The sequence below is a fragment of the Peribacillus sp. YIM B13472 genome (assembly GCF_042788005.1).
Lineage (GTDB): Bacteria > Bacillota > Bacilli > Bacillales > DSM-1321 > Peribacillus > Peribacillus simplex_E.
The window spans coordinates 77,384-99,193 of record NZ_JBHZPG010000018.1; the positions used below are offsets into that span (position 1 = coordinate 77,384).

The following is a 21,810-nucleotide window of genomic DNA, read 5'->3' on the forward strand; positions in this document are numbered from 1 at the left end:
TGCTGAATTTTTTATAAAGATTAGAAAAAAAGCAAACCTTATGTAGGTCTGCTTCTTTTCTTAGATAATGGAACTTACTTCTTCAAATGATAGGGCACTGTCGCAACAACTACATTTCTTCTATAAAGCAAGTAGGCCTTAATCAGTAAACTTGATTGGTTATGAAGAATATTGTGCCAGCCTTTCTTCGGAATAAATTGCGGGATTATTACCGTAACTTTATAGTTGGATTCCCTCGCTTTATGTTCAACTGTATCTACAAATTTAGTTAATGGCTGTATGATACTCCTGTAATAAGAGTTTAGAGTCACAAGTCTAACATCTGGTTGCCACTTCTTCCATTTTTCTTCGAATTTTTTTTCATCTTCTCTTTCAAAAGAAACATAAACGGCAATAACCTGATGTGCTGAAAGAGATTTAGCATAATTTAAGGAGTTCTCAACCACATGAGTTATACCGGCCACAGGTACGATAATGATATTTCCTTCAATTGGCAAGATCGGCTCACAAGTTGTAATCCTTAGTTGGTCACCAACTGCTTCATAATGCTTTCTGATTCGATGAAAAATTAACAGGATAATAGGTAGAAAAATCAAAACAGGCCAAACCTGAGTAAACTTGGTCAAGAAGAATATCATCGTGACGATAAAGCTAATAATTGCACCAATTGAATTAATGGTTAATTTCAACATCCAGCCTTTTGGCTTTTCGCGAATCCATTTAACAATCATCCCGGTCTGGGACAGAGTAAATGGAATGAATACCCCTACGGCATAAAGCGGAATGAGATTTTCTGTATGTCCTTCAAATGAGACTATTAAGATGATGGATGCAAGTCCCAGTATGATTATTCCATTGGAATATCCTAATCGGTCCCCTCTAATCGTAAACGCCCTTGGTATGAATTTATCTTTTGCAAGATTCACCGCAAGCAAGGGGAAAGCGGAATAGCCAGTATTGGCAGCAAGTATCAAGATCAATGCAGTCGTACCTTGAATGAAGAAATACATGAAATTCCGGCCAAAGATCTCTTCAGCAATCTGCGAGACGACCGTTACCTCTGCGCTAGGAACAATGCTTAAATAGTAGGCTAAGAATACGATTCCCGTAAATAATACTGCCAGTAGGGAACCCATAGCTATTAAAGTTTTTGCAGCATTATTCGGGGCTGGGTCTTTAAAGTTCGGAATCGCATTGGAAATCGCTTCAACTCCTGTCAATGCGGAGCTTCCTGATGCAAATGCTTTTAGCAGTATGAATAAACTGATGCCCGCTACTGGAGTCCCGATTGGCGCGTGTAATTCGGGTGAAACTCCTCCCGTCAGGATCTTGTAAGTTCCTACACCAATCAAGATGAACAATGCTAAAACGAATAGATACACCGGATAGGCCAAAACAGAGGCCGACTCCGTAACCCCCCGCAGGTTCAGGATTGTAAGCAGAATGACGAAAATGATGGCTATGCCTACATTATATGAATGAAGGCTGGGAAAAGCGGACGTGATGGCATCCGTACCTGCAGAAACACTTACAGCCACAGTTAATATATAATCCACCAATAAGGATCCTCCAGCTATCAGCCCTGGATTGACTCCTAAATTGTTTTTTGAAACCACATATGCCCCCCCGCCATGAGGATAAGCAAAAATGATTTGTCTATAGGACAAGATCAATGCAGCCAATAGTAACAATACTCCGATGGCGATGGGTATGGAATACCAGAATGCCGCAGCACCGACCGTGATCAGAACGATCAATATTTGCTCCGGCCCATAAGCAACCGAAGACAAAGCATCAGAAGATAATATCGCCAAAGCCTTTGTTTTGTTAAGCTTTTGTTCACCAAGTGCATTTGATTTTAAAGGTCTCCCAATCAAGAACCTCTTTATAGAAGATAACATCAAGTATTCACCACCATATTAAATTTATAAGTTTATGTTACCCAGCTGTAGCAAAAAACAAGACAAACAGAAAAATGCCTACAAGTCATAGCTAAATAGACCTGTAGACATCAATTTTTTTGTCTAACAAGCTCCACTTTCCTTCTCATATAACGCTTACGAGGTTAGCTGTCGGATTCGGACCTAAGAGTAGCCCTACCTTGAAAGGATTCACCCCTTGGATTGTAGTAACAATCCCAATACCGGGTCCCCCGCACCATAAGGTTTAAGCGATTTAGAAATATGAAACTGTTGATTATCATACTCCCGTGAAAAGGAAAAGTAAATGAAAATTTTGCACAGAAATATAATTATTTTTTGTATGCGAGGTTTTATTCTTGACGTATATTACATAAGTCATGCAAACACATGGTTCGAAGGGAGGAAAGGAGGTAAGTAAACGTCTAAAAAGAAAAAAATCAGGGAATTGATGAACAAAAGATGGTCAGAAAAGGAAAAAATGATCGCCACATGGAGATCGTGAAAAACGAAGTGAAGCGATCTGCCCCCAGCTTGAATCATTAAACTTGATTTTCGCTTTCCGATTCCCCTTTAATTCTTACAACCGGGGGCATTATCCCACTGATCCACCTAATTAGTTCCTTCCTTCTTGAATTGGTCTCAAATTGCTTTTTTTAAAGACAAAGAATTTCTGGCCGATATAGTTAAGAACTGTGTAAAAAATTGCTCCTATCAGCACAGCCACATTTTGTTGTATGGGTAAATGAACGGATCCTTCCATTGATTCTGCAATAGCTTGGCCTAAAGAATATGCGGCGGAATAACAAATCAGGATGACGCAAAAGAAACGTGCAACTCCTCTCCGCCATTCTATATCACTTTTAAAGGTATAAGTCCTGTTCAAAAGAAAACTCGTTACAGCTCCCGTACCATTACCGATAAAGGTGGAGACCCAGTAAGAGAATTCAAGAACATTCATGAGAAAAAGCATGATGGAAAGTCCAACCGCTGTATTGACTATCCCAACCAATAAAAAGCGGATAAAGGAGTTAGTGTGTTTTAGATAGTTTTTCAATACTGTTCCGTTCATTGTCTAGTTGCTCCCGTTTTTTTAAATCGAGCGGATTAAATAGATCCAGATCAACTATATATTTAGGCCGGCGTTTGGATTCATTGTAAATCTTACCGATATATTCCCCAATCAAGCCGACAGCAATCAACTGTAGTCCACCGATCAACCATATGGAGGTGATTAATGAGGTCCATCCAGTTTCGGTCTGCCCATAAAACTTTAACCATAAAAAGTAAGACCCAAAGAGTAAGCTAATGAAAAAGGAAAAACATCCTAGCCATAATACAAGCCGAATCGGTGTAACTGAAAAGGAAGTAATGCCATCAAGCGCAAAAGCAACCATCTTCTTAAATGGATATTTCGTTTCCCCAGCCAATCTTTCTTTTCGGTCATAATAAACAGAGTCCGTCTTAAACCCAATGAGCGGTACGATCCCCCGTAAAAAAAGATTCGTTTCATCAAATCGTTCCAACTCCGCGATCGCCCTTTTACTCATTAGCCGGAAATCGGCATGATTATAGACAAGGTTAACCCCCATCTTGTTCATCATTTTATAAAAACCAGTTGCAGATGTTCGTTTGAAAAATGAATCAAGGTCCCTTTTCTGGCGGACACCGTATACAATTTCACACCCTTCATTGAATTTCCGAATGAATTCAGGGATGACTTGAATATCATCCTGTAAATCTGCATCAATGGAAATCACACAATCCGAGGCTTCTTTGGCTGTAAACAATCCTGCCAGGAGTGCATTTTGATGTCCTGCATTCCGGGAAAGCTTTAGCCCACGAACAAGTTCATTATTAATCGTTTCCTTATAAATGATCTTCCATGTTTGATCTTTACTTCCATCATCAACCAATAGAATTTTACTTTGACCAGAAACAACGTTTTCTTCTACTAACCCCCTCACCAATCCACATAGTTGGGTAATGGTATCCTGCAAGACGCTTTCTTCGTTATAACAAGGTACAACAATCGTTAGTATCGGTGAATTCACTCTATTCCCCCCCTTTTCACATGACTCTGTATAAATAAATTTTCCATACGCTTTCTTTTTTCGTGAAAATCCTATCTAGTACCAATCCGTTTTCCTTCGAGTTGTTGATTGGTATGGCAGAAAATATATACTTACCACCTAATCCTTTAAACGCAACCATATTAAGGTCTAAATTTTTCAGCTCTTTCTTGGAGCTTTTCTTGAACATATAATGCTTCCCAAGTTCATCGGTAAATAGGTAACAACGTCCTCCCCATTCATCAAAGTAGATTCTGATGTTTTTATTCTTAGCCAATTCGTTTTCAATTATTTGACGAAATTGATGTTTGTAAGTAAGCGGATAGAAATTGTTATAGCTATCTAGCGTGTAAAATCCATTAAATTGTGCAATTGCGGGATGCAGCCCAATGCTGGCAACACGATATTCTTCCTGCGGAAGGTCAATATAATCTTTTATTTCCCGAAAAAGGCTTTCTGAATAGAACTCTTTAAAAGAAGGTTTTTTATTATGAGTGATTTCTTCATTGAAACCCATTAACACCATAATTTGAACGGCGATGAAAATAGAAAGGGTTTTCTTAGCATAATCGCTGTGTTCCCAAATGATTTTTACCGCGAGGGCAAACCCCACGTAAATTACCATCGGCCTTAAAAAGTGAAATCTTGCAAAATTAAAGGTATCCAGAGTATGAAACCTTTCCGTTAAAGGAAGCCAGCCTTTATAAAACCAAAATGCGTACCACGCCGAGAGGATAAAATTCAAGACGAATAAAAAAACATATACCTTTTCCTGTCTCCACAGTTTTTTGGTCAGAATAATATAAAGGGCAAAGATGGTAATCGGCAGGATGATAAGCGCATGTACAGTCATGACATGCGTATGGCCAAGAACGAAATTTTTGAATGTAAGCTTAATGACCCACTCAAGGGGCAGCCTTGCGTGAAAATATTCATCTCTGCTGTTTGGCTCCGAATCAAAAATGAATGAAGCGACCAAACGATACTCCACCATTCCAAAAATGACGGTCATATACACGATTGAAAGAAGAAACGTTATATTCCACTCTCTTCTCCTGATCACATCCGTTAGCCAAAGAAACCCCATTGCAACAAGGAAAAAGAAAAAGCCAAGCACGATGCTTGAATAAAGCGGTAAAAGTGTAAGGACCAAATAATTCTTCCAAGAATGGTCCTTGCTGCGAATATTCAAAAAAGCCCAAAGTGCAAGCGGCATCCCAAGTGTACTGAGCATTCCCGATGGCCAAAATGGGGTAAGGGCAAAGGCTAAGGATGTTCCAACCCTAATCCAACCTGATCGGCTTCCTGTAACCAAATGCTTCCTTAATAGGATATACATGCCGAAGAATGCAATAAACCTTGTTAATGCCTGGCTTATTGCATATGCAACCATTGTCGGAAAAAGTGAATGAAGCCACACGATAATACTGAACTCACTGCCAAAAGCATTTCGGGGCAGCCCATTCATAATCTGGGGAATTTTGGCGTCTATTGCACCGAATAACTCACCGCTTTCTGAAAGGACTTTATACCAGGCAAGGTTGGAATCCAAATTATCATGTACGCGAATATGCGCATTTTCCCCAAGGATGAATAAAGGAGAAAGATATAAAACAATGACGAGTAAGGCAAAAAGGATTTGTTTTCTCTCTTGATTTTCAATTGGCAAAATATACACCTCTTGACCAAATTCATATATCCCTAATATTTGCTTCAAAGGTAAATCTATTCTGTTTCAGGGATTTATTTTAATCTATTTTGAAATAGGTCAACCAATGACCACATAAAATGAAGGGTAGAACAAAAAGCATATTAAAGAACCTTAAAAAGGGGCTGGGCTATGATAAAGAAAGCGGTGATTCCAGCAGCCGGTTTAGGAACACGATTTTTACCTGCCACGAAAGCTCAACCAAAGGAAATGCTGCCCATTGTCGATAAGCCGACCATTCAATATATTATCGAGGAAGCGGTACAATCAGGGATTACAGATATTATCATCGTTACTGGTAAAAACAAACGTGCCATCGAAGATCATTTCGATAAATCCATTGAACTTGAAATGCTTCTGCAAATGAAAGGTCAAAATGATCTGCTTAACATCGTGGAGAACATTTCCAACATGGTGGATATCCACTATGTAAGACAAAAGGAACCTTTAGGTCTGGGGCATGCGGTTTTATGTGCCAAAACTTTTATCGGAGACGAACCTTTTGCCGTCCTGTTAGGGGATGATATCGTGGATAGCCAGGTTCCAGCTTTGAAGCAGTTAATGGAACGGTATAACAAGGTTCGTACGAGCATTATAGGATGTAAGGAAGTGTCACCTGCCGATGTTTCCAAGTATGGGATCGTAAATTTCCAAGAACGATATGAGGATTTATTTCTGGTAAGAAACTTGGTGGAAAAGCCAAAAGTGGAGGATGCACCATCAACACAGGCAATTATTGGCCGATATATTTTATCACCTGCGATTTTTGAAATCCTTGAAACCGTAAAGCCCGATCGGAAGGGTGAGATCCAGCTTACCGAAGCTTTAGACCTTTTGTTAGAAAAGGAACCATTATACTCGTATATCATCGAAGGAAATCGATATGACGTCGGCGATAAATTCGGCTTCCTCCAAGCTTCATTAGATTTCGCCATGAAACGACCTGAACTTCGTGATCAGCTAATACCATATTTAAGGCAGCTGTTCCCTTAATGAAATTAATATAACCCACGCCCAATTACCTAGAGGTGATTGGGCTATTTTCACATCGTATTCACCCCTTTGGTTGTAAAATGATCCACTGAACATATCCCCTTACCATAATCTCTAAGCAAAATATAACTGTTTATTATAAACGCTTCCGTAAAATGTAAAAGCAAGTGAAAATGTTCGACATAGAAGAATAATTTATTATCAGTGAGGTTATGTTGATAACGTATCCTTCATTATTGATCCTAACGACGATTTCCAGAAAGGGTTGTTGAAAAACACATGCACAAAAAAACTAATAATCCAATAATTTCCGATGATTTTTTAGATCAAGTGGTAAAGGAAATCAATACACAATTTGGCGGGCCCATTAATGAAAAAAATGATCGTTTCCTGCATGGGGACGATGAAGAAAGAACTTGAATCCCACATCATTAATCCAAAGCTTTCATGAAAGACTCTGGCTCTATTCATCCAGAGTTTTTTTTTGCTAACTTATGAAACTTTATTTTCCCCATAGAATTATTTGCCCTTTCTTTAACGACTTGTCCAAACCGTTTTAGCTTATCCTCATAGAATGATTACATGTAATTATTTTAAAGAAAGGGGAAAAACTACATTGAGCCACGCTGATGATGTCTTCCGCACTTCTCCAAAGGTTCCGAAAGGAAGGCTGATTTCCGGACATACAAAGGAGTTTCAAACTGATCCCATTGGCTTTCTGACCCGATTGGCCAAGGAATATGGGGAAGTCGCTAAATTCCGTTTAGGACCATTCCAAAATGTTTATCACATTTTAAATCCTGATTTAATTAAACAAATACTCGTAACAAAACAAAAATCCTTCGTCAAATCCAAGGACTTCAATGTTTTAAAACCGCTTGTCGGTGAAGGTCTACTTACAAGCGAAAAAGACTTTCATATGCGACAGAGAAGGCTTATCCAACCCTCTTTCAAAAAGACTCATATTAGCCAATACGCCAAGGATATGATTGATACCACAATGGATTATATATCAACTTGGCGACATGATGATGAACGGATTATAACGAAGGATATGATGAACATCACTCTCGGGATAATCAGCAAGACCATGTTCAGCATGGAATTCAAGGATGGGTATGAAATTGTTGGGAAACCGCTGGACACTGCATTAAGAATAACAGTCAAAAGGATGAGAAAGATTTTCCGTATGCCAGTATGGGTACCGACTAAAATCAACCGTGAATATAAAAAGGCGATACAAAGGCTTGATAAAGTGATTTACGGCATAATTGAAAAACGGAAGAACGACACAGTAAAACATGAAGACATGCTTGGGATCCTGATGGACGCCCGTGATGCCGAAGACGGATTGGGTATGACAAGCCATCAGGTCCGTGATGAATTAATGACTATTTTTCTTGCCGGTCATGAAACGACAGCAACTGCTCTTTCCTGGGCACTGTATGAAATTTCGAAACATCCAGAAATTCAAGCCAAGCTTTTCAGTGAAGTGAATAGCATAATCGGTCACCGGGCACCCAAGCCTGAAGATTTCATGAAATTACCATACACTCAAAATATCATTCATGAAACACTTCGCGTTTACCCGCCACTGTATATTTTATCCCGTGATGTTGCGGAGGATATCGTAATAGGAGGATATCGCTTCAAAAAAGGCGATATGATTCTAATAAGTTCTTATGTGATGCAGCATAATCCAGACTATTTTGATCAACCTGAATCATTTATTCCAGAGCGATTTGAGAATAACTTTTTGAAAGGCCTGCCTGCGTTCGCTTACTTTCCATTTGGCGGAGGGCCGCGGGTATGTATTGGCAATCATTTTGCCATGATGGAAGCTGTGCTTGTCCTTGCCTGCATTGCCCAACGATATAGGATAAAGCTTGCACCTGACCATCATGAAGTAACCCCCCTTCCGGCCCTTACACTCAGACCAAAGAATGGACTGCGCATGGTGATAGAAGAAAGGAATCCAGAAGCCTTCAAACCTGGAGCATCCAATTTTTGATGCATTAAGAATGATCTCCTATAAAAATAACATTCATATTGGTTCGATTAACCTCAGACTGGCCTATCCTTTTAGAAAGGAGGGATGAAAATATGTATATGCTCCATTCACCACGGCAGGGAATCATCCACACTGAATTGCACTATTTAGGGATGGCCTCGCAGGTATATACCGGTTATTTGGAATTTATAAGCGAAATTGAACCGATACAAGAAACGGAAAACCTACAGCTGGCCCCTCTCCTCTTTTTATATGAAAACGGATAGTCTCGTTAGATTATCCTATATTGAAGAAAACCGACCTTGAAAGTGACCGGTTCTGAAACCTTTCTCAAACTATTTATTTGTTCTAAAAAATGTATGTTATCATGTACAACTATTTGCACCGAGTTTTGCGGTGATTTTAGTATATTTCAATAAAAAAGGCACAGTTATTTAAACTGTGCTCCAGTTTGTAGACAAAAGGGGTTCGGAATTTTTTAATTCCGAACCCCTTTTGAAATTCTCTTTGAATTTTCGCCTAAAGTTAAGAGATTGATGCTCTACGAGCCCACTATGTTAGGCCATTTTTGGACCTTGCCATGTCCAATTGGCCATCGTCTTTAAATTAATGGCAGCGAAAGTAAGCATCGCCTGCATCGACAATTTTTTAAGTCCCCTTAAAGTAATCCAACGCATACCATGCTTTTCTTTTGCATCTAAAAATACATGCTCAATCGTTTCTATACGTTTCGCATATTAGGTTTTACATCTTGATGATGAAGCAGATGATCTGCTTCTTCCACATATGTTTGCCATATATGCCGTGTCACCACTTTTTGATATTCTTTGCTTTCTGTACACCGTGAGTACCTCTAACCCCTTATCTTCCTTCCATTCCTTTAAGTATTTATTTGATTCAATTATAAGCATCTTCTCTAACCGTTTTGTCAAAATCATTTACGAAGTAATGTATTTTTTCTTCTTGAAATTCATTTGAAAAAGCCTTCTTAATTGCTGCTTTCAAAACCATATCATCATCGCTGACAATACGCCATTTGTCCGTTATTATCATCTGCTTAATTATAAACAACTGTGCCATCGTAGAATAAGTATGGTTAACGTGTGACCCATCTACATACCAAAAAAATCACCTATCAGTTTGCTTTTCGTTTGATTCATTTCATAAAATCCAAATATTTTTAGATAATAAAGACTACTCCTTCTTTTCTGAGTAGGAATCTATTCCAAGTCACCTGCCTAAATTGACATTTTTCCGATTCATGATATATTAATATAATTACTTTAGTACGTAAAAGCGTTCAATAATAGAAGAGCTTTTCAGTTTTACTTATAGACTATTTTATTAAAATAATGAATGAAGGGCATGAATATAATGGAGAAGACTCATCAAGATTTAAAAAAGGGCCTATTGCCGCGGCATGTCCAGTTCATTGCTTTAGCAGGAATGATAGGAACAGGGATTTTTAAGGGGAGCTCCGATACATTAAATATGGCAGGTCCAAGTGTTGTAATAGCCTATTTAATAGGGGGGCTAATGTTATTTATTGTAATGGCCGCATTAGGAGAGATGGCAACCGCTTTTCCTAATTTGAACGTACAACATCTCATTAATAAAGCTTTCGGGTTTCAACTTTCCTTCATAGTCGGATGGCTCTATTGGTTTAATTGGATTATCGTAATCATTGTAGAAATAGTCGCAGCCGGCAGTTTTCTACAATATTGGTTTCCTACAGTGCCATTATGGCTGTTAAGCATACTTTGCGCTTCAGTAATTATAGGAATTAATTTGTTTCAAGTAAAATACTATGGAGAACTCGAATTTTGGTTCGCGGGAATTAAAATAATAACCTTAATTGTCTTTATTATTTTAGGAGCTTTGATCCTGCTAGGACTTTTTCCTAGTTCTGCTTCATTTTCTAATTACACGGAACATGGTGGTTTTTTCCCCCAAGGAATTGACGGAATGTTAGGTGCACTTTTAGTGGTAATGTTTTCATATGGGGGCGCAGAATTAATTGGTGTAGCCGTTACGGAAACAAAAGATAGTCAGCGGGTCATACCAAAAATAATTAAAGGAACAGTATGGCGGGTCATCCTTTTCTATGTCTTGCCGATACTTATTATTTGTGGGGTAATACCTTGGAACCAAGTAAGCACTGAAGTAAGTCCTTTCGTACAGGTTTTCAGCTTATCGGGTCTTCCCGGAGCAGCCGATATTATGAATTTCGTTCTTTTAACCGCTGTCATATCAGCTGCAAATTCAGGTATATACGCTACCTCAAGGACATTGTTCACTCTTTCCCAGAATGGGGAAGCACCTAAGGCATTTTTAAAAACAACCAAAAAGGGTATCCCGCTTAATGGTATATTTTTAACTACATTATGTATATTGGCTGGTGTGTTTTTATCCTATTTGACTCCCGACCTGATTTTAAGCTACCTTATGGCCATTCCTGGATTCACAGTTTTATTATTATGGATCAGCATTTGTTCCGCGCAATTGAAGCTGCGTAATCAATACACTGCTAAACCAGGTTTCCGGGTAAAATGGTACCCATATACAACTATATTAGCCATCACTGCTTTAAGCATTATCTTTTTGGCATTTATCTTTAATAAGCAAAACATCATTGGGACCACAGTGTGTCTTGTCACGTTAGCAATATTTATCCTTCTCTCTTTTATTGTCAAACAAAAAAAATAGAAATATTATATAAAAATCCCTGAATTTTGATTTCAGGGATTTTTTTCCGTGAAGAATGAACGGAAAAAAATTTGGTTATAAAAATACCCCGTTTGCTCCATTTTCAATATACATATGTTAAAATAACCAATGAACCAATCATCCTACAAATTCGAGGTGTGTATATTGACCATATCTAAAACAAATCGCTTATCACTTGTAGAGCAAGTCGTTTCCCAAATCGAATCGTTAATCGAATCAGGTGACTGGAAAATTGGAAATCAAATCCCCCCTGAAATGGATTTGATCCAACAGTTCGATGTAAGCAGAAATACATTAAGAGAAGCTGTACGATCACTTGTTTATGCAGGGCTTTTAGTAACGAAACAAGGAAAAGGAACATTCGTAAGGTCATCAAGTGCTTTGGGGGCTGCAATTGAAAGAAGGATCCAGCAGTCAAGTATATTAGAAACGTTAGAGGTCCGTCATGCCCTTGAAAGAGAGGGAGCTCAGTTAGCGGCATTAAGACGTAATCAAGAAGATATAGATCGATTGCGGTTTCATATATCAGCATGCAGTAAAGCTGCCGGGACAAAGGATATCAAGGCTTACGAAGAAGCCGATATACAGTTACATAAATCGATTATGGCTTCATCACATAATGATTTATTGATTGATTTGTACGAACATATGGAACACTCCCTGCATGAATCCATCCATCAGATAGTGGAGATTAGTTCTGATGTGAACTTTCATTTGAACATTCATTGTAATCTTGTAGATGCCATCATCGAACAAGATGCGAACCGGGCAATCGAAACAGTGAATGAATACATTGCACAATTCAAAAAAGCTTTAGAGTAAGTAAGGAGGAGATTATGGGCATTAATCAAGCGGCAAATCAACTAGAACAAACGAAAATTGATATTAAACCCAAGGTTGGACTACTCATCATCGGAATCATTCTTCTTGGGGCAAACCTGAGGGCTCCCTTAACATCTGTTGGCCCCCTTGTCACTTCGATCCGTGATAACTTGGGGATATCCAATACATTATCAGGTTCATTAACGACATTGCCTTTGCTTTCTTTCGCTTTATTATCACCATTTGCACCTAGGATAGCACGGCGTTTTGGAATGGAGCTTACACTTTTCCTATCCTTGATATTATTAACAATCGGGATTGGGGTACGCTCAGTTGGCGGAGTGCCAACATTGTTCATAGGGACCATTTTAATCGGGTTAGCCATTGCAATCGGCAATGTATTGTTACCCAGTCTAATTAAGCATAACTTTGCCAGGAATATCGGTTTGATGACAGGAACCTATGCTGTTTCCATGAATTTGTGTGGCGCAATAGGTTCCGGGATCAGCATTCCCCTTGCTTCTTCATCGGGATTGGGATGGGCTGGTGCCCTAGGATGTTGGGGAATCTTATCACTTATTACAGTTTTCTTATGGATGCCGCAATTAAGACGGCCATCCAAGTCAGGTAAGGATGTACAAACGGGACAAAAGGATAAAAAGATTAACTTATGGCGTTCTGGTTTAGCTTGGCAGATAACATTCTTCATGGGATTGCAATCGTTTATTTTCTATACAGTAATTACCTGGATGCCGGAAATCCTGGAGCAAAAAGGCCTGAACGCTGATGAGGCTGGCTGGATGCTATCCATCATGCAGCTTGCCGTCATTCCCATAACATTCCTTGTGCCAATTTTAGCTGGACGCCTACAAAGTCAGCGTCTGTTAGTGGTCCCGCCTGTCGTCTTCCTTATCGCAGGGATATTCGGCATATTATATGGAAGCACTCTGTTCATACCAGTATGCATGATATTAATCGGAATTGGAGTCGGAACCATATTCAGTTTATCCATGATGTTCTTTAGTCTTCGAACACAAAGCACCCATGAGGCGACGGAATTATCAGGAATGGCTCAATCATTCGGGTACCTCTTAGCTGCCATTGGACCAGTATTATTCGGATTGCTTCATGACATTACACACAGCTGGACAGTTCCCTTATTGATGTTGGCCGCAATATCGGCACTTATTTTCATTGTTGGAATGCGTGCAGGAAATAATGAATATGTAACTACTCAATAAAACCAGTCATGAAATTTTGTAAAGCAACCATACTTATATAAGGGTATGGTTGTTTTTTTGTCTTTCTTTGATTCTGTTCAACTTTATAAATATTGTGAATTTAAAACTTCAAACGTATGATATAAATATATGAAAAGGCCGTTGCTTCTGTTGAGCAACGGTCTTTGGTAATTCCGATATCTTATCCGTTACCCTGACACTGCAAAAAAGAAGATTTGAAAAAAAGACGTACAATGTGAACGCACGCCTTTTTAACCTACAATTATTTTATTTGAAGATTACATTTCCCTTTTTATGCATACTTCTTACTTTCCTCATCTTTAAAAAAGCTCTTCATTGCGTGGAAAACATCAGCCTTTTGCTTAAGAATATAGTACCTGAATTTTTCATTATCGATATTCTTATAAGCTGTCATCAATGTCGAATGACGATTGTATTGATTGACTTCCCCATACCCGAACATATTGGAAACCTTCATGAGTTCTTCAACAAGCTTAACGCATCGGACGTTATCTGATGTTAGGTTATCACCATCGGAAAAGTGAAACGGATAGATATTAAACTTCGCGGGGTCATATTTATGATCAATAAGTTCTAATGCTTTTCGGTATACGGACGAACAAATCGTGCCGCCGCTTTCCCCTTTTGAAAAGAAATCCTCTTCCGGAACAACTTTCGCTTCTGTATGATGGGCAATGAACTCGATTTCCACCGTTTCATATTTTGTCCGCAAGAAACGGTTCATCCAAAAGAAAAAGCTTCGAGCCATATATTTTTCCCATAACCCCATACTTCCGGAAGTATCCATCATTGCCAGTACAACTGCTTTGGAATCAGGTTTCTGAATCTCATTCCAGGTTTTGAATTTAAAGTCTTCCTTATAGATAGGATGAAAACCTGGGTTCCCCGTTAAGGCGTTCCGTTTGAAAGCCGATATCATCGTTTTCTTTTTATCGATATTTCCCATTAGGCCTGTCTTGCGGATATCGTTGAATTCGATGTGTTCAAGCGTGTGCTCCGCATGTTCTTTCTTCTGAAGATTAGGGAGTTCCAATTGACTGAACAGGGCTTCCTCCAATTCCATCATTGACACTTCGGCTTCATAATAATCCTCACCGGCCTTGTCACCTGCACCTTGGCCCTTACCGGCCCCGGCATCGGACGGTGAGCCATCCCTTGCGACCACATCCCCCACTTTACTGTCTCCATCGCCTTGCCCTACATGTTTGTTTTTATCATAGTTATAACGAATTTTGTATTCGTCCAAGGAGCGAATGGGAATCTTGATAACATCCCGGCCATTGGACATTACTATGCTTTCTTCTGAAATTAGATCAGGCAAATTATTCTTGATCGCTTCCTGCACCTTTTCTTGATGACGTTGTTGATCATCATAACCTTTCCGATGGAGGGACCAATTTTCCTGTGAGATAACATACTGTTGATTACTCTCTTCCGACATTCTCTTCCCCCCTTAAAAATGTTTGCACGCTTTTCATCATTCCTTCATATAATAAGTTAGTGTGGGAATGCCCACATCATTCCGGTTTTCCAATGAAAAATACAGTGCGAAAAAACGGATTAAAAGAAAAGTATTACTCTATCTTATGCAGCGTTGCAGGATAATTTACAACAAAATTCAATAATGGATGTTTGCCTACGAACTAGACAAGTCCTGACAAGGGCGTTATGGGCCCTTTAAGGTTTTTATTCTAATTGTTACTGCAAAATAAGTATTTCAAGAAAAAGAACAAACTTGATGTTTATCAGGTCTGTTCTTTTTTAAAGCAGGTTTTATTTGTCGGTTTATAGGATAATTTATAATACCTTTTTGAACTTAGCCACGTAATTGATTTGCAAAACAGAGACTTCCAAGGATATCATTAAAAAGCAATGAAATATAACAAAAAGGGTGTCCCAGTAGTTTTTCTGGACACCCCTTTTACACAGATAGAATGATTCTGGTTGTGATTTTCGTCAATCTTTATCTTCCTCTATTTCATGTTGAACTGTACCTGGGCGTTTATCCCACTCTTTCAATTCTTCATTCGTCCTTTGATTTTCCATCTGCTTTCCAAGTTCTTTCATCTCTTCATAGTCCTTAGCCATTGAACTATTTTCCGGAACATGTTCTTTTTTCAATTCCTCTTTACTCATTTGCCATCACCTCTACTTATTGATACCCAATATTTCCAAATCCAAAACGTAACATATCTAATGGAAATATGGGGTATAGATAAAACATTATGAGCAAATGTAAGGAGGTGCAAGAAGTATGCAAACAACTACCCTTTATGTAAAGGAAGCAACGTCAGAAGGCCCGATTTTAAATCTGGAGTCCATACTTTTGAAAACGGAGGGTGTGGAACGTGCGATCATCGATGTTGATGATGGGGAAATTAAAATCGATCATAGCGAAGACAAACTATCACCGAATCAACTTATTACACTTATTGAGCAGTATGGCTTGAATGTAACTAAATAGAAATAAATCAAAAGCACCGGGCTCCCCTCCATTCCTTAGGGCCCGGTGCTTTGTTTGGTTCATTATTTCTCATTCCTTGTCAAAGCACCCTTTAACACCTTCAAAAGGTGCATGATTTCAATGGGAATTCAGAATTTGAAAGGAATTGATTGGATTTCCTCTAATCCACTTTTCAAGCATACCGCCTTCCGCAAAAGGAGGTAAACCCCTGCCCCATATGGGGCAGGGGCAAAAAATTATGAATTACCGATTTAACAAGCTGCCCACATAGCGCAGCAAATCATTGGCTGAAGTCGAATTATACCCGTGCTCGTCGATAAGTCTCGTGATTACCTCGTTCACTTTCTTCAGTTGCCTTTCGTCTGGTGTCTTCGTTGAAGTAGTGATCTTAACGACATCCTTCAAATCCGCGAATAGCTTTTTCTGGATCGCTTCCCGTAAACGATCATGGGAATTATAATCGAATCGCTTCCCTTTACGCGCATATGCAGAAATGCGAATCAATATTTCTTCGCGGAATGCTTTTTTTGCATTCTCGGATATTCCAATTTGCTCTTCTATCGAGCGCATCAATTTTTCATCAGGGTTGATTTCCTCCCCAGTCAATGGATCGCGCAGCCTTGATTTATTGCAGTATGCTTCGACATTATCAAGATAGTTATCCATGAGTATCTTCGCCGACTCTTCATATGAATAAACAAATGCCTTTTGCACTTCATTTTTTGCAATGGCATCGTATTCTTTACGTGCCAGTGAAATGAAATTCAAATACCTCTCCCGAAGTTCGTTCGTAATGGACGGATGCTGGTCAAGACCTGCCTTTAATGACATAAGTACATCCAATGCATTAATGGACGGATTTTCCTTACGAATGATCGTAGAGGAAATTCGGTTAATCACGTAACGCGGATCGATTCCGCTCATGCCTTCGTCCTGGTATTCTTTTTTCAATTCATTGATGTCTGCGGAATTAAATCCTTCGACATTTTCCCCATCATAAAGCCTCATCTTTTTCACTAAATCGATATCGCCCTTTTTGGGATCCTTCAGGCGGGTCATGATGCTGAAGATTGCCGCCACCCTTAATGTATGCGGGGCTATATGAACATCCGAGACATCACTTTCACGGATCATTTTTTCATAAATCTTTTCTTCCTCGGTAACCTTAAGATTATATGGAATAGGCATGACAATGATACGGGAATGCAATGCTTCATTTTTCTTGTTGGAAATGAACGCCTTATACTCCGTTTCATTCGTATGAGCCACAATGAGTTCATCTGCACTGATCAATGCAAAACGGCCTGCTTTAAAATTCCCCTCTTGTGTCAATGATAGCAAATGCCATAAGAACTTCTCATCACATTTCAGCATCTCCTGGAACTCCATCATCCCGCGGTTCGCCTTGTTCAGCTCGCCATCAAAGCGATAGGCACGCGGATCTGATTCCGATCCGTATTCGGCAATGGTCGAAAAATCGATGCTGCCCGTCAAATCAGCAATGTCCTGTGACTTAGGGTCTGAAGGACTGAATGTTCCAATTCCAACACGCTTATCCTCTGAAAGGAAAATACGCTCGACCATCACATCTTCAATCCTGCTTCCATACTCCTGTTCTAACCTCATTACATTCAGCGGCGATAGGTTTCCTTCAATCCGGATGCCATATTCTTCAAAAAAATCATTCCGTAAATACTGCGGAATGAGATGCAGTGGATCTTCATGCATCGGGCATCCTTTTATTGCATAAATCGCACCAGAGTCTTTTAATGAATAATTTTCAAGACCACGCTTCAGTAAAGAAACGAGTGTGGACTTCCCACCTGACACCGGACCCATGAGAAGCAATATCCGCTTACGGACATCGAGCCGCTTTGCCGCCGGATGGAAATATTCCTCGATGAGCCTTTCCAGTGAATCCTCTAGGCCAAACAATTGACCGCTGAAAAAATTGTATTTCTTTGTCCCATTTACTTCCTCTATCCCTGCATCTCTGATCATGTTGTATACACGTGAATGAGCAGATTGAGCAACTAAAGGCGTTTCTTTCAATATTTCTAAGTACTCTGCGAAGGTGCCTTCCCACTTCAGCTTCTGTTCATCTTCTCTAAATTTTTCGATTTTCTTTAAAATATCCATTAAGGAACCTCCCCCTGTCACTTTCAGAGAATACTTAAATCTATGCTCCAAGTCTGACAAACATGTCAGACTTTAAAAAGTGGCCGGGCATTGTTTCGAATCTCCCTTGACTCTCCATGCATCGAAAAAGGCTTAATCATTGAGAATTGATGATAAATATGCTGACAATAAAATTTGTGTGCACTCCTGCTAAAAATTAGGGTATACTAAGCCTATACTTAAGTGGGACAATATGGGTAAAGGGAGGTCACAACATGGGCACAGTTATTATCGTTGGAGTTGCTATTACATTTTTAGCCGCTATCTTCACTGCCGGATATGAAGATAAACCAGGTGTGAAATAAAAATAACAGCCTTTTCTTAAATTCCAAAAAGGGGGACAGCAAATTAAATTTGCCGTCCCCTTTTTTGTGTCCTCATCAATATAAATAGAAAGAAGCACTTTCGAAGTCATTCAATGAATGTAATAGCTTATTGGAGCATGCCAATCAATGAAGTGGCTTCATCATTTATACAGCGTTCTTTTTATCCGTTTGAGATGCAATGTTATTCTCCATCGATCTCAAGTCTTCATTTACTTTTTGTCCTTGTTCCAAATATTCCGTTTGGAAACCACTCTTTATTGCCCAACTATAAAACATTAGTGATAAACATGTAATGATGACCATATCCAAACCAAATGGGATTATGTTTAGTCCACCAAACTTTTCACTGCCTAAGTATGAAATGGTCATCATACAGAGTAAGTAAACAACCATCCAAAGCCCTGCTGAAAAGTTTTGACGGAATCCCTTCCATTTTATTTTTGATTGATAATAGAAATAAACGGGAAGACCAGCCATAATGATAAATAATACTTGACCTGTCAGCGGCCATCTTGCCCAGTATAGAACCAAAGAAGCAAAAACAAAGCCCAGTGGTGCAATGATGCTTAATCCTTTTAAACGTAATGGTCTGTACAAGTTCTGACCTGTGCGTCTTAATGTCATAACAGTAACTGGACCTGTAATATAAGAGACTAAAGTCGCAACTGAAATAACCTCTGCCAATACGCCCCAGCCTCTAAACATGAATAAAAATAAGAAAGATACGCCTAGATTAAAAAACATGGCTTGACGCGGGATACCATAAAGAGGATGCAGTTTTCCAAACACGCTTGGTAAATATTTATTCTTTTCCATTCCATAAAGCATTCGTGACGTTGTCGCCGTGTATGTTATTCCTGTCCCGGAAGGAGAAATAAAAGCATCTACGTATAGTAAAATAACCAACCAGTTTATGCCTAAAACAATTGCTAAGTCAGCAAACGGTGAATTGAAATTCAAATGTTGCCATCCATTCACAATCATGGACGGATCAACAGCTCCAATAAACGCAACCTGTAATAAAACGTAGATGACCGTTGCAATTAAAATGGAGCCAATTACTGCAATTGGAATCGAACGTCCAGGATTCTTTGCCTCACCTGCCATATTAATCGGACTTTGAAAACCGTTAAATGCAAAGATGATACCAGAAGTTGCTACAGCTGTAAGTACACTTGCCCAACCATTGGGGGCAATACTTCCTGCAGAGGTAAAATTGGATCCATGAAACCCGGCAAATAAAATTGACCCAATCGTAAGTCCAGGAATAATGACCTTAAAGACTGTAATAAATGAGTTAGCTTTCGAAAACAAACTGACTGTCCAGTAATTCAATAAAAAGTAGACGATCAGTAAGGCAGAGGCAATTGCCAAGCCTCCCCCAGTAAGACTTCCATTTTCTACTAAACCATGTGTCCACTGTGCCCATTCCCATGGCCATGAGCTCATATATTGAACAGAAGCAATCGCTTCAACTGGAATTACGGAAACGATTGCAATCCAGTTTGCCCAGCCTGCAATAAACCCTAAAAAAGAACCATGAGAGTACTGTGTGTATTTTACCATTCCCCCAGCTTCAGGAAACATAGACCCTAATTCACTGTAAGATAGTGCGATAAATAAAATAACAACCATCCCGATAATCCAAGAGATAATGGCGGCGGGTCCAGCAATCTGTGCCGCTCTCCAAGCTCCGAATAACCAACCTGAGCCAATAATTGACCCGAGTCCTACCATCATTAACGAAAATGTTCCCATCTTTCGCTGCATATTATTCATATATTTTTCACCATGCTTTCCAAAAATTATTCCTTACGTTTAAAAGTAACTGGATTAATGATTTGTGCTAGTGTGTCCAATTACATCTTAAAGTAATTGCTGCATTTACATCACCTCTTGTAAAAGTTTGGAAATTGATGAGGGAATCTTAAGGATGTCCCCTTATTGCTTCTATTAATTACACCGGAACCAAATTTTTCTGCATTTCAGAAAATGCTTAAATCCCATTCTTGTGCCATCTGTTTCAATAACAAACTACCTGCTACGCTATTCCCATATTCATCGATGGCTGGTCCATAAATACCAATGCCACATCCATCTTGAAAAGGCATTCCGCTTCTGGCACTTGGAGGAACTAGTGCCATAATCCCGCCAGATACGCCACTTTTGGCCGGCACCCCAATAAAAGCCGCAAATTTCCCCGAAGCATTGTACATACCACAAGTAAGCATTAGTGCTTTGGCCAGCTTAGCCACTTTTTTAGGGATTACTTGTTCTTTACGAACGGGATGGTAACCATCTTGAGCAAGAATCAGTCCAAGCAGGGCTATGTCTTCTGTGGTTACTTCTATGGAACATTGCATGAGGTAAACCTCTAAAGCTTCCTCTACTTCCGATTCCAAATAATTCGTCTCTTTTAAATAGTGAGCTAAAGCTCTATTTCTATGAGAGGTTTGCCACTCGGATTGATACACTTCCTCATTGATTGTCGGGCGCTTCCCTAACAAATTTTCAAATAATGCATAGAGAAATTCCAATTTCTTTTGTGAAGAATCCCCTGGGAGAAGCGAAGCTACGGTAATCGCCCCAGCATTTATCATAGGATTAAACGGCTTTCCCGGCTTATGCATTTCTAAACGAATAATTGAATTGAAAGCATCCCCAGTCGGTTCCACATCGACCCTATCTAACACATAAGAAATGCCGCGACCCAAACATGCGGCTATAAAGCTAAGCACTTTTGAAATACTTTGCAGCGTGAAAGGAACGTCCCAATCCCCTGACTTGATCATTGTTCCACCCGGCTCCAGTATAGTAATGCCCAATTGCGATAAATGTGCATTTCTCAATGCCGGTATATAATTAGCGGTTTGTCCTTCAATAGCAAAGGATCTGTAATGTGCCACCCATTCATCTAAGTCCGATTTTCTTTGACTATTAACGTGAATGTCATACTCTTTCGACAATTCTTCAATCACATTCTTCCACCTCTTCAGTTGTTGTATCATTATATTTTCTATATGAGCGTTTTACCGAATGCCATCAAGCTTACTTGTAATAGATCCGATGAAAACATAATGAATATTCTAAAAATTGTTAAGCGCTTTCAAAAATTTCTATCTACCGTTAATTTTAAATTGGGAACTACATAATCATACAAAAACCTACAAAATCTAAAAAATAAAAATCCACAAAAAAAAACGACATATGAGCGTTTTACCGAATGCCATCAAGCTTACTTGTAATAGATTCGATGAAAACATAATGAATATTCTAAAAATTGTTAAGCGCTTTCAAAAATTTCTATCTACCGTTAATTTTAAATTGG

At 39.2% G+C, this 21,810-nt stretch carries 17 protein-coding genes, 1 pseudogene and 1 riboswitch; of the genes and pseudogenes, 8 read left to right on the forward strand and 10 right to left on the reverse strand.

What is annotated here, in order from left to right:
- Positions 1–74: 74 nt before the first annotated feature.
- The 4 genes from ACFX4I_RS15280 to ACFX4I_RS15295 form a co-directional block, all read right to left on the reverse strand.
- The gene (locus tag ACFX4I_RS15280; protein ID WP_377421599.1) at positions 75–1,901 is read right to left on the reverse strand and encodes an APC family permease; all 1,827 of its coding nucleotides are present in this window, start codon (positions 1,899–1,901) and stop codon (positions 75–77) included.
- Positions 1,902–2,038: 137 nt separating this feature from the next.
- A riboswitch (cyclic di-AMP (ydaO/yuaA leader) is annotated at positions 2,039–2,183 on the reverse strand.
- Between the two features lie 352 nt (positions 2,184–2,535).
- Entirely contained in the window at positions 2,536–2,991 is a 456-nt protein-coding gene (locus tag ACFX4I_RS15285) for a GtrA family protein (RefSeq protein WP_230301684.1), read from the reverse strand.
- On the reverse strand, positions 2,951–3,973 hold the full coding sequence (locus ACFX4I_RS15290; RefSeq protein ID WP_230301685.1) for a glycosyltransferase family 2 protein: 1,023 nt from the start codon (positions 3,971–3,973) through the stop codon (positions 2,951–2,953). The genes ACFX4I_RS15285 and ACFX4I_RS15290 overlap by 41 nt, the downstream gene beginning before the upstream one ends.
- Before the next feature lie 16 nt (positions 3,974–3,989).
- A complete protein-coding gene (locus ACFX4I_RS15295) occupies positions 3,990–5,660 on the reverse strand; it encodes a DUF6044 family protein (protein ID WP_377421602.1) in 1,671 nt (556 codons plus the stop codon).
- A 171-nt stretch (positions 5,661–5,831) separates the two neighbouring features.
- Between ACFX4I_RS15295 and galU the strand changes: the two genes are divergently transcribed.
- The 4 genes from galU to ACFX4I_RS15315 all read left to right on the forward strand — a co-directional run bounded on the left by galU (position 5,832) and on the right by ACFX4I_RS15315 (position 8,969).
- Entirely contained in the window at positions 5,832–6,692 is an 861-nt protein-coding gene (gene galU, locus ACFX4I_RS15300; RefSeq protein ID WP_377421604.1) for a UTP--glucose-1-phosphate uridylyltransferase GalU, read from the forward strand.
- 279 nt (positions 6,693–6,971) lie between these two features.
- Positions 6,972–7,112 carry a hypothetical protein gene (locus tag ACFX4I_RS15305; protein WP_230301687.1) on the forward strand — a complete coding sequence of 47 codons (141 nt, stop codon included), beginning with the start codon at positions 6,972–6,974 and terminating at the stop codon, positions 7,110–7,112.
- 196 nt (positions 7,113–7,308) lie between these two features.
- Entirely contained in the window at positions 7,309–8,703 is a 1,395-nt protein-coding gene (locus ACFX4I_RS15310) for a cytochrome P450 (RefSeq protein ID WP_377421606.1), read from the forward strand.
- A 92-nt stretch (positions 8,704–8,795) separates the two neighbouring features.
- Positions 8,796–8,969, forward strand: coding sequence for a hypothetical protein (locus tag ACFX4I_RS15315; RefSeq protein WP_230302944.1), 174 nt, complete (start codon positions 8,796–8,798; stop codon positions 8,967–8,969).
- 291 nt (positions 8,970–9,260) lie between these two features.
- On the opposite strand, the pseudogene ACFX4I_RS15320 reads toward ACFX4I_RS15315, so the two are convergent.
- Positions 9,261–9,547: pseudogene (locus tag ACFX4I_RS15320) on the reverse strand (transposase); the annotation flags it as partial.
- A gap of 530 nt (positions 9,548–10,077) precedes the next feature.
- On the opposite strand from ACFX4I_RS15320, the gene ACFX4I_RS15325 reads away from it, so the two are divergent.
- From ACFX4I_RS15325 to ACFX4I_RS15335, 3 genes are all read left to right on the forward strand, one after another.
- Complete coding sequence (locus ACFX4I_RS15325) at positions 10,078–11,409, forward strand: amino acid permease (protein ID WP_377421608.1); 1,332 nt, start codon at positions 10,078–10,080, stop codon at positions 11,407–11,409.
- 165 nt (positions 11,410–11,574) lie between these two features.
- Positions 11,575–12,252 carry a FadR/GntR family transcriptional regulator gene (locus ACFX4I_RS15330; protein WP_377421610.1) on the forward strand — a complete coding sequence of 226 codons (678 nt, stop codon included), beginning with the start codon at positions 11,575–11,577 and terminating at the stop codon, positions 12,250–12,252.
- 14 nt (positions 12,253–12,266) lie between these two features.
- Positions 12,267–13,493 (forward strand): CynX/NimT family MFS transporter, encoded by a 1,227-nt coding sequence (locus tag ACFX4I_RS15335; protein ID WP_377421612.1) that lies wholly within the window; start codon positions 12,267–12,269, stop codon positions 13,491–13,493.
- A gap of 292 nt (positions 13,494–13,785) precedes the next feature.
- Here ACFX4I_RS15335 and yhbH read toward each other — a convergent pair whose 3' ends face one another.
- Entirely contained in the window at positions 13,786–14,955 is a 1,170-nt protein-coding gene (yhbH, locus tag ACFX4I_RS15340; RefSeq protein ID WP_076367698.1) for a sporulation protein YhbH, read from the reverse strand.
- Positions 14,956–15,470: 515 nt separating this feature from the next.
- Entirely contained in the window at positions 15,471–15,650 is a 180-nt protein-coding gene (locus ACFX4I_RS15345; protein ID WP_063235975.1) for a hypothetical protein, read from the reverse strand.
- Positions 15,651–15,768: 118 nt separating this feature from the next.
- Here ACFX4I_RS15345 and ACFX4I_RS15350 point away from each other — a divergent pair, with 118 nt between their 5' ends.
- Entirely contained in the window at positions 15,769–15,978 is a 210-nt protein-coding gene (locus ACFX4I_RS15350) for a hypothetical protein (protein WP_063235974.1), read from the forward strand.
- A gap of 243 nt (positions 15,979–16,221) precedes the next feature.
- On the opposite strand, the gene ACFX4I_RS15355 is transcribed toward ACFX4I_RS15350, so the two are convergent.
- The 3 genes from ACFX4I_RS15355 to ACFX4I_RS15365 all read right to left on the reverse strand — a co-directional run bounded on the left by ACFX4I_RS15355 (position 16,222) and on the right by ACFX4I_RS15365 (position 21,457).
- Positions 16,222–18,117 (reverse strand): PrkA family serine protein kinase, encoded by a 1,896-nt coding sequence (locus ACFX4I_RS15355; protein ID WP_192203436.1) that lies wholly within the window; start codon positions 18,115–18,117, stop codon positions 16,222–16,224.
- A gap of 509 nt (positions 18,118–18,626) precedes the next feature.
- On the reverse strand, positions 18,627–20,261 hold the full coding sequence (locus tag ACFX4I_RS15360; RefSeq protein WP_230302939.1) for a glutamate/serine transporter AimA: 1,635 nt from the start codon (positions 20,259–20,261) through the stop codon (positions 18,627–18,629).
- Positions 20,262–20,467: 206 nt separating this feature from the next.
- Positions 20,468–21,457 (reverse strand): glutaminase, encoded by a 990-nt coding sequence (locus ACFX4I_RS15365; protein ID WP_230302946.1) that lies wholly within the window; start codon positions 21,455–21,457, stop codon positions 20,468–20,470.
- Between the last annotated feature and the right edge of the window lie 353 nt (positions 21,458–21,810).